The sequence below is a fragment of the Halobacillus sp. H74 genome (genome assembly GCF_052246715.1).
Classification (GTDB): Bacteria; Bacillota; Bacilli; order Bacillales; family Halobacillaceae; genus Halobacillus; species Halobacillus litoralis_A.
Genome location: NZ_JBQQCI010000008.1, coordinates 17,493 through 31,778, shown reverse-complemented (window position 1 = coordinate 31,778; position 14,286 = coordinate 17,493). Strand labels below are relative to the sequence as shown.

Here is a 14,286-nt window from a genome sequence, read left to right as displayed (position 1 = left end):
ATTCGACAAATTTTGTTTGAGAGGTTTGAAATGAAGGGGGATGGTGAAAATAACTAAGCGCTCTAAAAAGTGGAGGGGATTGTTGTGCAGCGTTTGAAAAGATTTTATAAAAGCAAGTGGTTTTGGATTGTACTTATCTTTCTAATTATTATCAGTTTGACGATTGCGTATCATACATCGTGGAAATCACTCCCGGAAGGGGTTTCCTATGAGGGGGAAGAACACTCCATGGACAGTGTGGAGTTTTTCCGGGATTTGACCTATGAGAATGACGAAGGGGAAACCGTTCATGAGTTGGAAATTTTTGAAGAAATCAACCGGACGATCTCTGAAGCTGAGGATTTTATCGTTGCGGACATGTTTTTGTTCAATGGATATACCAGTGGAAAACATGACTTTCCTAAGATCTCAAAGAATCTCGTAGACGCGATCCTCAAGAGGAAAGAAGAAGTGCCAGATTTAAAAGTGGTATTTATTACAGATAAGATCAATACGGTTTATGGATCTTATGAATCAGAAACGATCCGCCGTCTGGAAGATGGTGGCGTGGATGTTGTATTAACGAACCTGGATCAGCTGCGTGATTCCAACCCTGTTTATTCCAGCGTTTGGCGCGTGTTTTTTTCCTGGATGGGGACAGGGGATGATGGGTGGATCAAAAATCCATTTTCCAAAGAAGCTCCTGAGGTAACATTGAGGTCCTATATGAAATTGTTGAATATCAAAGCGAACCATAGAAAATTATTAGTTACTGAGAATTCGGCCATCGTTTCAACAGCTAACCCACATGATGCCAGTGGTTTTCACGAAAATGTAGCATTTAAGATGGATGGTCCGATCATTAAAGATATATTAGAAGCGGAAGAAGCGGTAGTGAATTATTCAGGTGAGGCAGATTTCCCTGACTATGAAGGTCGTAGCTGGGAGGAACAGGAAGGTCCGCTTACCACCCGCTTCGTGACTGAGGGCAAAATATATAATGCTATTTTAGACGAATTAGCGAATGCTGGCGAAGGCGATCAAGTCTGGTTAGGAATGTATTACCTGGCAGACCGGAAAATTATCGATGAAATGGATAAAGCCGCGGACCGGGGAGCTGTGGTGAATATCGTTATGGATCCGAATACAACCGCATTCGGTCACGAGAAAACCGGAATTCCTAATTTACCTGTTGCGGCAGAGTTGAAGAATTTAGGTAATGATAACATCAATCTTCGTTGGTATGACGTGAATATGGAACAGTATCATACGAAAATGCTGTATATCGACAAAGAAGAGGAAGATGTCATCATTGCAGGGTCAGCCAATTATACAAGGAGGAATTTATCCAACTTGAACTTGGAAGCAGATGTAGTGATCAAAGGACCTGGAGACGAAGAAGTATTCCAGGAAGTCGACGATTACTTCCACAGGATTTGGGAAAACGAAGACGGTCATTATACTGCTGATTATAAAAAATATCAGGATAAATTGACGGGAATTCGTTATGCGACGTATTATTTGCAGAAATGGACATGGTTTACAACGTATTAATAAAAGAAAGCTCACAGATTTTATATGAGACCATTGAAAAACCCTTTTTAATTCTAGAGGAGCTGTTCAAGTTTGTTGTGGCTTCTCACGAATCGCTTCTCGGTGGATGCTTGCCGCGGGCAGGGCCTCAGCTAACTTGGTCAAGAAGATCACATGACCAAGTGGATCTTCGGCTCGTTCTGTTCCCGCAGGCGTCACCACCGAACGCTTATCGTGGAATCAACAGAGGTTCATCTAAAAAGAGTGATTTTCTTTGATATATAAAAGAAAATCACTCTGCGTGTACAAGGTCCGGTGGCGATATTCACCGTCTAACGAATACTAAAGCTCATGGAGGAGTAAGAGCAAGAATGCCTCATCGAAATAAAGAAGCCGAGTTGAACGGTAAATCGTCCAACTCGGTTTTTTTATTTGATGCATAACTAAGATAGTTGCAGTTCTTCAGTAGCATCATTTTATAGCTGTCGGTTTTTTTAAGCTTCCAGGGTTCACCAGTCTGCTTTTTTAGTGGGTTGAATGGACAAAAAAGCAGCACCTTTAATTATTAGGATGTTCATTCATAGAGCCTTTCTTTAGATAAAGGATTCTGCTTTTTCCGGGTTCGTCACAATCAAGAGGACTTTCCCTTCATCCATGTCTTCTTCGTATTCTTCTGCTTCCTTTTGAGAAAAGCCCATTTCCTGTAACTTAATACGGAGCTCATCGCCTTGCTTATTGAAAATATTGCTGAGCACATTTGTCAAATCCTGTTCAGAGAGTCCAATCGTATTGGCGTTGACATTTTTAGCAATCCGATCTGTACGGTCATCATCATGCGAGAGGATGTAAATCTCTTTATTATCGATACCTTTATCCTTTAATGATTTGATGTCTTTCATCAAAATTTCGTCATTTGTATATTCGCGAATCAATGGTTTCATTAATAATCTCTCCTTTATATGAAGTTACTATGGTGCATTCCCGTTTTATTTTCAAAGAAACTTCTCAATCACTTTTTGATACTTTTGGAGGATTTCAGAGTGGTGTATCGAAAATTTAAAGATATGGAGGGAAGAAAATGAAACGAAAACGATCTGATATTATAGCTACATTCTCAATCGCAGCTCACGATCCATCAACAGGAGAGTGGGGTGTTGCTGTCCAATCTAAATTCCTTGGGGTCGGTTCTGTTGTCCCATGGGCAAAAGCGGGAGTAGGTGCAGTAGCTACACAAGCTTTCGCTAACCCAGCCTATGGTCCTGAAGTTCTAGGATTGCTGGAGCAAGGGCTGTCCGCATCTGAAGTCGTTGAAAGGCTTACATCAAAAGATCCTCATTCAGAGGACCGCCAAGTAGGTATTATTGATAGCAAAGGTCGCTCCGCCAGTTTTACGGGGGAAAAATGTTACGACTGGGCTGGGGGAAAAGCGGGCACGAACTATGCGGCCCAAGGGAATATTCTAGTGAATAAAGAAACTGTCACGGCTATGGGTGAAACATTTGAAAAAGCAGACGGCCCGCTGGCTGATCGTCTGCTAGCAGCGATCAAAGCAGCACAAAATGCGGGCGGAGATAGTCGTGGCAAACAGTCTGCTGCATTATTGGTGGTCAAAGACAAGGCAGGATACGGAGCCCTCAGTGATGTGGCTGTCGATCTTCGTGTTGACGACCATCCTGAACCGATCGAAGAGTTGGATAGGATTTACCAGCTTCAACAATTATATTTCGGAGCCTCTGAGGATTCGGATGTCGTGGAAGTAAATGAAGAACTGAAGGAAGAGATCACCACCCGTCTTCAACACCTTCAATATCTTTCAAAAGGCGAAGTTTCGGATGATGAGTTTCACGAAGCTTTGACAACTTATTTGCATACGGAAAATTTTGAAGGACGTGAACAGAAGCGTGGGTATATTGATTTAAAGGTTTATGAGTTTATGAAAAAACAAATGTAAGATCGAGCCGTATCCATAGTGGATGCGGTTTTTTTAATCGGATAAACCATCTGGGTTTTCCTGATTACCTATTATGAAGAAAAAATGCACGGGCATAGGTGACGGTTTGGGTTTCAAAAAAGGAATAGCATTGACATAACTATCTAGTTGGATTAATATCTAATTAGATAAATGACTAATTAGGTGGTGGATCATGCAGTTAGAAAAAATGGTCAAGTTCCATAAAGCTGTCGGTGATACAACGCGGCTGCGCATTATCGCGCTGCTCAAACAAGGACCGCTTCACGGACAGGCAATCGCAGGTAAGCTGGGTTTGCGACCTCCCACAATCACCCATCACTTGAAAAAACTTAAAGATACAGGGATGGTCTATTCACGGAGGGACAAAAATACGATTTATTTTTACTTAGATGAGCGGAGACTGGAATCCATGACTACTGCCATCTTGAGGATTGGAGATGAAAGTTCGATGAAAGCAGAAGAACTGAAAGTGGAGGAGAAAGATCAAGCTAAGATCATCCAAAATTTTGTGTCCATAGAAGGCCGGTTGAAACAGATGCCAAGACAACTGAAAAAGAAGCTCGTCATACTATCCTATTTTGTCCAATGGTTTGAACAAGGAAAAACGTATGATGAAAAGGAAGTGAATGAATACATTCAAACCTTTTTTGACGATTATGCAACAGTTAGACGCGAGTGGGTGATGCAGCAATTCATGTATCGAGAGAATAATCGTTATGAATTGAATCCAGTAGAAATGTGGCCGGTGGTCGTGAAGCGGTGACCTATCAGAGGTGTGTCTGGTTTTCATGTGCAGATAGGCTGCGCGTTGCAAAAGCTCTTACTCCGATAATACGTCTATGAAAAAGCGATGCGTGTTCATCGACTACAATGATTAATAAAAATATGTTATTGAGGGCGGCTTTGACTGCCTCTTTTTTTAAGAACTAATTAGATATATATCTAATTATAAAGGGGGATATGAGATGATCCATCACCATCCATATCGGCATTTGTTTTATTAAGGGATGGTTAATGGGGGGAGACCGTTTCAGTCAAGTGGCCGAGTCACTGGTGAATGTTCAACTCGGTTTGATGATGTTTGCTGCTGTATACTTGCTTGATTACATAGGGGAACGCACACTTGTTTTTTTAGGTGGAAGCTTGGGGATATCAGGGAGTATCCTCTTCCTTTGTCTATATTTCTTTTTAAAAAAATCCACCAAGATATTTAATATTCTGAATTATCTCCGAAATAATAGATAGATAGAAAACATAGGGGGAGACTATATGAAGTTTTTCAGAAGTGTGAACCGTTTTTTTACTAAGCGTATACAGCGCCAGTTCTTAATTCCATTTTTATTTTTGATCTTATTGACAGGTGTGGTGGTCGCTTCCACAAGTTATTGGTTCAGCTTGAATAATACAACGGAAACGATGACAGAAAACATCGAACGTCAAATGGGTTCAATGAGTGATTCGTTTGATACGATGTTCAATACGATCAGTCATAACGTCGATCGCTATGCGGAAAATCCGCTATTAGCTGATCCGTCGAGTAATCAAGAGGAGATTTTCAATCAATTTGAGCAAACGAGAGCATCGAATCCATCGATTTTAAATATTTACATGGGCGAGCAGTCGACGAAGGAAATGCTTATTTATCCGAAAACGGAGCTTCCTGATGATTACGATCCCACGACTAGACTATGGTATGAAAAGTCTTTGGAAAACCTCGGGGAAGTCATTTGGACGGAGCCATATGTAGACGCAGCCTCTGGGGACACTGTCGTTAGCGCAGCTCGTGCGATTGAAAGTGGAGGAGATGTGGCTGGCGTATTTTCCATCGATTTCACTGTGACCACATTGTTCGAGATGGTTGATGATGTAAAAATCGGTGAGACCGGCCACAGCGTGATGGTCAGCGACACAGGTGTCTTTTTAGTTCATCCAAACAAGGACATGATTGGTGAGAGCGCTGAAGGAACGCCGTATTATTCGGCCATTGCTTCTAGTGAACAAGGATCTTATGAGTTCACTGAGGACGGGGAGAAAAAAGTAGCCGCATTTGCTACGAATCCTCAGACAGGGTGGAAGATGATGGGGATTGTCAACGTCTCTGACTTTCAACAGCAGGCGAGTCAGATCCTTCTGCCCATTGTCATTGTATTGATTGTGGTCATTTTAATATCCTTGCTAATTGCTGTTATGCTGACGCGTCATCTTACTAAACCGATTAAGCAATTGCAGCAGTTAATGAGCAAGGCAGGACAAGGGAACTTTTCCATTCATGCCAAAATGGACCGTTCGGATGAAATCGGTGATCTTTCCAACGACTTTCAACATATGATCGATTCGATTCAATCGTTGTTGAAAAAAGTGAAATCTTCCTCTGGCCTTGTAAGTGAATCGGCGGAAAATATGCTGGCGAATGCCGAGCAAAATACAGCCGCTTCCAATGAAATTTCCCGGGCGATCCAGGAAATCGCGACTGGTGCTCAGTATCAAACAGAGCGGATGGATGAGAGTGTGGAATCTTCTAAAGCGCTGTCTGATACGATCAATGGTGTCGTTTCACAGAGTGAGCAGTTAAAACAAAAATCTGATCATTTGGCGAATCGCTCAGAAGAGGCTAAACAGATTGTATCCACCTTGCGCAAACATTCAACAGAAACGAATCATATGACAAATGAAATGAAAGATTCGATTGAAGACTTGCAAACAAGCTCTGAAAATATCAATCAAGTCGTCAGTACCATCTCTAATATTGCCGGGCAAACCAATTTGCTTGCACTGAATGCAGCCATTGAAGCGGCTAGAGCAGGTGAAGCAGGCAAAGGTTTCGCAGTCGTTGCTGAAGAAGTACGCAAGCTTGCCGAGCAATCAGAGGATGCCCTGAAAGATGTCTCTGAAATGATCGATCAAATGCAAAACCGTACGGAGCAGATTGTGCAATTGATTGAAGATACGGGACGAGTGGTGAAAGACCAGGAGCAGTCGGTCAATGAAACCGAAGAATCTTTCGTTGATGTCTTCCAGCATGTATCTGAGAGTGTGACGGCAATCAATGAAATCATCCGTTCCATGAAATCGATGAGTACGAAAAAAGATAATCTAGTCGGAACGATTGATGAAATCAGCACGATCACTGAGCAGACGGCTGCGGCTTCTGAAGAAGTTTCCGCTTCTGTCCAGGAAAGTAATGCGGCAATGGAGCAGTTGAATATGCTGGCAGAGGATTTAGAACAAGTCGCCACAGGTATGGAAGAAGAATTAGAAAAATTCGATGTAGAGGAAGGAACTGAAGACGAAGAAAAAGAAGTCTTAAAAATAGAGGAAGTAGAAACACCTTATGATCAAAAGGCTGGTTAAACCAGTATGCGCCTGGCACCCTAGTTGGTGGACAGGCGTTTGTCATGACTGGAAAAAGGGAAAGGAAAGATAACCTGTTTATAGGTTAAGGAGGTGGACGAATGAGTACCCGGTCCTGGAAAATTCAACGCTACGATCATGACGTTCACCGAGAAGTGGATGATGAAGTGGCTTCAGAATATCCGCTGACGGTGGTGGTCAATGACAAAGAATTTGCCACAATGGTCTGCACTCCAATGGATTTAGAAGAGCTTGTCATCGGTTTTCTCGCTTCGGAAGGAATTATCCGTACATATGAGGAAATCGAGCGATTGACGATAGACGAAGACCGTGGCTTTGCTTATACGCAAACTTCCAAGGATATTCCGATACGTACAGACGTCCAAAAGAGATGGCTGGGGTCATGTTGTGGAAAAAGTCGTGCGTTTTATTTTCAAAATGATGCCACCACAGCAAAGACGATCATGGACTCTTTTACCATTACTCCCTCGGAATGTTATGACTTGATGGAGAGTTTCCAATTGGAGGCGGGGATATTCCAACGGACAGGTGGGGTACACCAAGCGGCAATCGCTTCGCCTGAGGGACTGTTGAAAACTTACACCGATATCGGGCGTCATAACGCGCTTGATAAATTATTTGGATATCTATTGAAAGAGAAGGTGAAACGCAAAGGGAAAGTGATTTTATTCAGTGGGCGGATTTCATCTGAAGTCCTTTTGAAGATTTCTAAAATAGGACTTGGTCTTCTGTTATCAAAATCTGCTCCTACAGATCTGGCACTGGAGCTGGCCGAGGATTTGAACATCACTGCTGTCGGTTTTACCCGGGGACAAAGGATGAATGTCTATACACACCACAGACGGGTCCAGGCACCTGTCGAAGGAGGTCAACGGCTTGAATGAACACACAGTAGTAACAATTAATGGAAATGAGTATTTGGCTGATCCAAAGCAGAATTTATTGGACTTGATCAATAAGGCGGACGAACAGATTCCACAAATTTGTTATGACGAATCCCTTGGACCGATACAAACATGTGATACATGCATCGTCCAAGTAGACGGTGAGTTAGTACGTGCCTGCGGCCAGACCGTAAAGGCAGGAATGAAGGTTCAGACGAAACTACCTCATGTACATAAAGCACAGAAAGAATCCCTGGACCGGATTTTAGAAAAGCACGAATTGTATTGTACGGTTTGCGACTACAACAATGGGGCATGTGAGATTCATAATACGATGGCGGATTTCGGTTTAGAGCACCAATCCCGCCCTTTTCAGCCCACTAGCTATGATAAAGATGAGTCTGGAACTTTTTACCGTTATGATCCTGACCAGTGTATCCTATGTGGCCGGTGTGTGGAGGTCTGCCAGGATGTCCAGGTGAATGAAACACTGACAATCGACTGGGAACGCCAGGAACCACGGGTCATTTGGGATAATGATGTCCCGATCGATGAGTCCTCATGTGTGAATTGCGGCCAATGTTCCACGGTCTGTCCTTGTAATGCCATGATGGAAACAGGAATGGAAGGAGAGGCAGGCTTTTTGACGGATCAAGAACCAGGAATTTTGAAATCGATGATCCAATTGACGAAGAAAGTCGAGACCGGTTATGGACCATTGTTTGCGGTCTCCGATACGGAGGCGTCGATGCGCGAAGAGCGGATCGATAAGAAAAAGACAGTCTGTACCTATTGTGGTGTCGGCTGTACGTTTGATGTCTGGACGAAGGGGCGTCAAATCCTGAAGGTTGAACCGAACGCCGAATCACCAGCGAACGGTATTTCCACTTGTATCAAAGGGAAATTCGGCTGGGACTACGTCAATAGTGAAGAGCGACTGACTAAACCGCTCATTCGCCGTGGCGACCATTTTGAAGAAGTAGAATGGGGAGAAGCGATTTCCTTTGTAGTGGAGCGAATGAGTGAAATCAAGGCAGAAAAAGGAGCCGATCATCTTGGTTTCATCTCTTCTTCCAAAGCCACAAACGAAGAGTCATATTTGATGCAGAAGTTCGCCCGCCAAGTTATTGGTACCAATAATATTGACAACTGCTCCCGCTATTGTCAGGCTCCGGCAACAAAAGGACTGTTCAGAACGGTCGGATATGGGGGAGATTCAGGAACGATCGATGATATCGCTGCAAGCAACCTTGTCCTGACAATCGGTTCGAACACAGCCGAATCCCACCCGGTGCTGGCATCTAGAATTAAACGATCTCAAAAACTTTTCGGTCAAAAATTGTTCGTCTTTGATTTGCGAAAACACGAAATGGCTAAACGAGCCGATCGGTTCTTTCAACCGAAATCAGGTACTGATCTTGTCTGGTTGTCAGCTGTAACGAAATATATCCTTGATCAAGGGTGGGAGGATCAAGACTTTCTGAAAGAGTGGGTCAACGGTTTTGAAGAATACCGTGAAAGTCTCGAACCCTTCACATTGGAATACGCATCTGAGCTCACCGGTATTGCTGAGAATGATTTGAAATCCCTGGCCCAAGAGATTGCGAAAACAGAGAAGGTGGCGATTTGCTGGGCGATGGGTGTGACCCAGCATATGCTGGGCAGTGATACGAGTACAGCGATCAGTAATCTGTTGCTGATCACTGGCAATTATGGCAAGCCTGGCACTGGTGCCTACCCGCTCCGTGGTCATAACAATGTACAGGGGTGCAGCGACTTCGGAAGCATGCCGAACTTTTTCCCGGGATATGAGGTAACGACTGATGATGAAGTCCGTGGCAGATACGAAAAGGCATGGGACGTCCAAATTCCGAGAGAACCGGGCATGGATAACCATGAAATGATCGAAGCCATACACAACAACGACCTTTCAGCAATGTATGTGATGGGGGAAGACACCGGAATCGTCGATGCGAATATCAATTATGTAACAGCAGCCTTAGAGAAGCTGGACTTGTTCATCGTCCAGGATCTGTTTTTGACACATACCTCTCAATACGCGGATGTCGTACTACCTGCTTCTCCAAGCTTGGAGAAAGAGGGTACGTTCACCAACACTGAACGGAGAATTCAGCGAATGTACAAGAGTTTTGAGCCGTTAGAAGGCACCAAACCCGACTGGGAAATCCTTCAGCTGCTTGCGAAAGAGTCAGGCTTCGATTGGGGATACACCCATCCTTCTGAAATCATGGAGGAGGCTGCCGGACTTGCCCCATTATTCGCTGGTGTCCGGTATGATCGTTTGGAAGGGTACAAATCCTTGCAGTGGCCTGTAGCTGAAGATGGCACAGATGAACCGCTCCTATTTACAGAAGGGTTCCCTTTTGAAGATAAAAAGGCGCGCTTGTATCCCTTAGACTTTGAGCTGATGTATGATACGAGCGAAGAGTATGACCTTCATGTGAATAACGGACGGTTACTGGAGCATTTTCACGAAGGGAACATGACTTACAAATCGGAAGGCATCCGCCGGAAAACACCGAATGCATTCATAGAAGTATCACAGGAATTGGCCAAAGCGCGGGGAATCGAGGAAGGCGCTGAAGTCAAATTGATATCAAATGCAGGGGAGGCGACAGGGATTGTGACCGTTACCGACCGGGTAAGTGGAAAAGAGCTTTATCTTCCTTTGAACGGGGATGGGAAATCAGCGATCAACTATTTGACCGACAACCGGGTTGATAAAGATAGTAACACCCCTGCCTATAAAGAAATCGCCGTTAAAATGAAAGTATTGAAGAAGAAAGGGAAATCCCCGATTCCACACAATAATCACCGGCGCGGAAACCCAGTACCGCAAGTGAGTGTGCAAGTGAAGAAAAAATGGCAGCGGGAAGATTACGTATTCCCAGGCAGTGAGGTGAAGCGGTAATGGGAAAAGCAATCAGCTCGATTAAAAGGTATGAACTATCGAAAGAAGAGCAGAGAGAGAAAGACATGCAGGAAGTCCAGGAGGCTGTCGCCGATAATAAAGAGGCGATTTTGAAAGGCATTGGCCTACTGCGTGCCCTTGATGAAGAAGGTACCCTTGATATGGTGACAGCTTTTACCAGGTCAAAAGACGAAGCCCTGGCGAACGTTGTGAAGGAAATAGATAAAGATCAATATGAACCATTGTTGAGAAATCTACCAGAACTGGTTTTTCTGTTAGGAGAAATCAATGTCGGTGAAATGAGGGAGCTTGCATCCCGTTTGAACAATGGTATGGAAGCAATGGAAGGAGAAGGCACAGAACAGAAAACATCTTTTCTTGACCTGGCTAAAGCGCTGAAAGACCCTGAGATTAATCGCAGTATCACGATGATGATGCATTTCTTGAAAGGGATGGGTCGCTCTTGATTCGGCTTATCAGCTCAAGCGGCAAAAGAATCGTCGTGAGAGCGGAAAATTTATGTTCATCTATTTATCAAAGTGAAAATTCTCGTTTCATAAGAAAAGGGTACGTTTACATGTCGTAAACGTACCCTTTTTCAATTCCCTAATATTCAATCACTCTTTACTTTTTATTAACTGAGGCATCGTAAATGGAATCGACAGCGCTCTTCAATGCTTGGTTAAACTCTTCATCTGATTGATTTGCATTCAAGTCAGCAGCCAGAGCACGGGAAAAGCTTGCAATCAGTCCATGATTTTCTTTCAGCTTCTCATTCGCTTCGTCACGGGAATACCCGCCGGAAAGAGCGACGACACGTACCACGCGCGGATGCTCAATTAATTCTTTATAAGTATTGGCATTCGTAGGAATGGAAAGCTTCAGCATAACGTTTTGGTCTGCTGATAATTCGTTCAAGTTTTTAAGAATTTCATCTCTTAGGATTTCTTCAGATTTTTCCTTGTTTTCACTGTGAATATTAACTTCTGGTTCGATGATCGGGACGAGGTCATAGGACAGGATCTGTTTCCCGATTTCGAATTGCTGGTCCACTACTTCTTTAATTCCGCTTGGGTTTGGCTCATGGATGACAGAGCGCATTTTGGTGCCGAAAATTTTCCGTTCGTTGGCACGGCTCAGTGTGTCATCCAAATCATGGATCGGTTTCATGAGCTGGACACCATTCTCCTGTTCAGCCAGCCCTTTATCCACCTTAAGGAAAGGGACGATGCCGTTATCAGCAAGATATTCAGCAGTATATTTGCCCTTGATTTCGCGATCCATTGTTTGTTCGAAAAGAATGGTGCCAAGGATATGGTCGGAATCAAAAGCAGGGGATGTAATGATTCTGGTACGCATTTGGTGGACCCGATCAAACATTTCATCCTCGCCGGAATAAGAATCTTCAGGTACACCGTACTCTGCTAATGCTTTTGGAGTACTTCCTCCACTTTGGTCAAGGGCTGCGATGAAACCCTTGCCGTTTTTAATTTTATCGAATTGACTGTTGTTCATATGCTCCACTCCTTTTCTATTCTTCAAAATGATCACCATTTATACTCTTCCCATTATTCCATTTTACCTAACATGAGATTTGTTGCAAACATAACAAGCTAGTAAGTTAATTCGGGGGTAGGATAGTTTGAATTCGAGGTATTACAATGCTATCTTTTAAGTATAGTAGCAAATGATCTGGTATTAGATGATCTGGTATTAAATGATCTGGTATTAAATGAACTGGTATTAAGTTAAAGGGTGATAAATAATTCTCGTACGCTCGAGTATAAAAAGGACATAATACCCAAGACGGGGAATGGTTTCCAGAGAGAAGAAGAAACTACAAATGAGACTTTCCAAATGTACTATAGGAAAAGAGGTCCATAAGATGAAAAAGTTCTTGTATATAGTATTATTCTTTACATTAGTTCTCACAATATTTTTCTTGTATTTTAATGATTCGCCACAAAATAAGGGAGAGTCTAATGCCGAAGACACGCAAAACGAGCAAGACGAAGAGAAGATAGAGCCCGCGACTGCCGTGAACAATATCATCAAGCAAGCTAAGAATGGAAAAGTGCCTGGGTCCTCAGTTACAGCAGGGGAAACGAAACTGGATAGTCTCAAAAGTAAATGGGGAGAACCCGAACAAGTTACACAGACTTCACGTGGACACTACGGAGCTTATCCTGATCAACAAATGGGTGTCGGCTATAGCGATGGATTAATTTTTGATGTTCGCTATTCAGGAAAATCTTTAGCGACTATTCACTTGAACGACATCAAAAAAGTGCAGGGTGAACCGGATCAGGTGAACTATTACAAGGATGACAGTCACGATCAAATCATACTCATCTATCCAATGAACCAAACCTACCAGTTGAAATGGGTTTTGAAGAAGCCCACCAACGATGAGAAAAACCCTCCAGTGGATCATATCTCCGTTGTGACAGAACCGCAGAATGATGTGCAGGATAAAATATCAGCTATGAGTCTGAAAGAAAAAATCGGTCAGATGATCATTGCTGGATTTACGGGAACCACAATAAATGAAAAGACCAAAGATTTAATTCGTAATCAGAAGGTCGGAGGTTTAATTTTTTATTCAGACAATGTGGCATCTCCTTCGCAAACCGTTCAACTCGTGAATGAAATGAAAGACGCTAATGAAGTAAATGAAACACCACTTTTTCTAAGTATAGACCAGGAAGGCGGGAGTGTATCGAGGCTTCCTGGCCAATTACTTGACTTACCCACGAATGGGGCGGTCGGTAACGTAGGTTCATCGCAATTTTCATATGGTATAGGGGAAATCATCGGCAAACAATTAAAACAATTCGGGTTTAACTTAAACTATGCTCCTGTCATGGATGTGAATAGCAACCCGGACAATCCCGTTATCGGAGATCGGTCATTTAGCGGTGATCCTCAAGTAGTGAGCCAGTTGGGTATTCAAAAAATGAAAGGAATAAAGTCACAACAAATCATCCCAGTGATCAAGCATTTCCCAGGACATGGCGATACTTCTGTCGATTCTCACCTTCAGCTTCCTCTGGTCAGGAAAAGTTTAGAACAGCTAAAGAATCTGGAACTTATCCCTTTTGAAAATGCCATTGAAAATGGGGCCGAAGTAGTTATGGTCGCACACATATTGCTTCCTGAGCTAGATCGAACATTGCCTGCTTCCATGTCAGAAAAAATTATCAGCGGGCTGCTCCGTGAACAACTGGGTTATGAAGGAATTGTTATTACGGACGATATGACAATGAAAGCCGTTACTAACAATTTCAGCCTAGATGAAGCTTCAGTGGATTCGGTGAAAGCGGGCAGTGATATCATTCTTGTTGCCCATGATTACAATAAAGTGGAAGCTGTCATCAAAGCCTTAACAACATCCGTAGAAAGAGGGGAGATTTCAGAGGAGCGGATCAATCAAAGTGTCGAGAGAATCCTTAAACTGAAAAATCAGTATCAATTGAACGGGGAGAGAGTGGATGAAGTGAATGTAAACCAACTCAATGAGTCTATTCGATCTTTGTTAGAAGAATATTAGTAATGGAAAAGACGAACGCATCCTTCACTCGTCAAATGACAAGTGAAGGATGCGTTCGTCTTTT

Annotated in this window: 11 protein-coding genes; 8 read left to right on the top strand and 3 right to left on the bottom strand. The window is 43.2% G+C overall.

Annotation, left to right across the window (positions count from 1 at the left end; translation table 11 throughout):
* The first annotated feature begins 84 nt into the window (after nt 1-84).
* A complete protein-coding gene (locus tag ACTWPX_RS16925) occupies nt 85-1,533 on the top strand; it encodes a phospholipase D family protein (protein ID WP_443120753.1) in 1,449 nt (482 codons plus the stop codon).
* Between the two features lie 66 nt (nt 1,534-1,599).
* On the opposite strand, the gene ACTWPX_RS16920 is transcribed toward ACTWPX_RS16925, so the two are convergent.
* Together ACTWPX_RS16920 and ACTWPX_RS16915 are read right to left on the bottom strand one after the other, a co-directional pair.
* The gene (locus ACTWPX_RS16920) at nt 1,600-1,734 is read right to left on the bottom strand and encodes a hypothetical protein (RefSeq protein ID WP_443120752.1); all 135 of its coding nucleotides are present in this window, start codon (nt 1,732-1,734) and stop codon (nt 1,600-1,602) included.
* 371 nt (nt 1,735-2,105) lie between these two features.
* The gene (locus ACTWPX_RS16915; protein WP_443120751.1) at nt 2,106-2,453 is read right to left on the bottom strand and encodes a general stress protein; all 348 of its coding nucleotides are present in this window, start codon (nt 2,451-2,453) and stop codon (nt 2,106-2,108) included.
* A 137-nt stretch (nt 2,454-2,590) separates the two neighbouring features.
* On the opposite strand from ACTWPX_RS16915, the gene ACTWPX_RS16910 reads away from it, so the two are divergent.
* The 6 genes from ACTWPX_RS16910 to ACTWPX_RS16885 all read left to right on the top strand — a co-directional run bounded on the left by ACTWPX_RS16910 (nt 2,591) and on the right by ACTWPX_RS16885 (nt 11,139).
* Nucleotides 2,591-3,463: a DUF1028 domain-containing protein gene (locus ACTWPX_RS16910; RefSeq protein WP_443120750.1), complete on the top strand. Its 873-nt coding sequence runs from the start codon at nt 2,591-2,593 to the stop codon at nt 3,461-3,463.
* 193 nt (nt 3,464-3,656) lie between these two features.
* Nucleotides 3,657-4,247, top strand: a complete 591-nt coding sequence (locus tag ACTWPX_RS16905; RefSeq protein WP_443120749.1) for a DUF2087 domain-containing protein — start codon at nt 3,657-3,659, stop codon at nt 4,245-4,247.
* A gap of 506 nt (nt 4,248-4,753) precedes the next feature.
* Nucleotides 4,754-6,835, top strand: coding sequence for a methyl-accepting chemotaxis protein (locus ACTWPX_RS16900; protein ID WP_443120748.1), 2,082 nt, complete (start codon nt 4,754-4,756; stop codon nt 6,833-6,835).
* Between the two features lie 101 nt (nt 6,836-6,936).
* Entirely contained in the window at nt 6,937-7,740 is an 804-nt protein-coding gene (gene fdhD / locus ACTWPX_RS16895) for a formate dehydrogenase accessory sulfurtransferase FdhD (protein ID WP_443120747.1), read from the top strand.
* Entirely contained in the window at nt 7,733-10,672 is a 2,940-nt protein-coding gene (gene fdhF, locus ACTWPX_RS16890; RefSeq protein ID WP_443120746.1) for a formate dehydrogenase subunit alpha, read from the top strand. Before fdhD ends, fdhF begins: the two co-directional genes overlap by 8 nt.
* Nucleotides 10,672-11,139: a DUF1641 domain-containing protein gene (locus ACTWPX_RS16885; protein WP_443120745.1), complete on the top strand. Its 468-nt coding sequence runs from the start codon at nt 10,672-10,674 to the stop codon at nt 11,137-11,139. Before fdhF ends, ACTWPX_RS16885 begins: the two co-directional genes overlap by 1 nt.
* Nucleotides 11,140-11,296: 157 nt before the next feature.
* On the opposite strand, the gene ACTWPX_RS16880 is transcribed toward ACTWPX_RS16885, so the two are convergent.
* Nucleotides 11,297-12,187, bottom strand: coding sequence for a fructose bisphosphate aldolase (locus tag ACTWPX_RS16880; RefSeq protein WP_443120856.1), 891 nt, complete (start codon nt 12,185-12,187; stop codon nt 11,297-11,299).
* A 370-nt stretch (nt 12,188-12,557) separates the two neighbouring features.
* Here ACTWPX_RS16880 and nagZ point away from each other — a divergent pair, with 370 nt between their 5' ends.
* A complete protein-coding gene (gene nagZ, locus ACTWPX_RS16875) occupies nt 12,558-14,222 on the top strand; it encodes a beta-N-acetylhexosaminidase (RefSeq protein ID WP_443120744.1) in 1,665 nt (554 codons plus the stop codon).
* Nucleotides 14,223-14,286 lie beyond the last annotated feature (64 nt).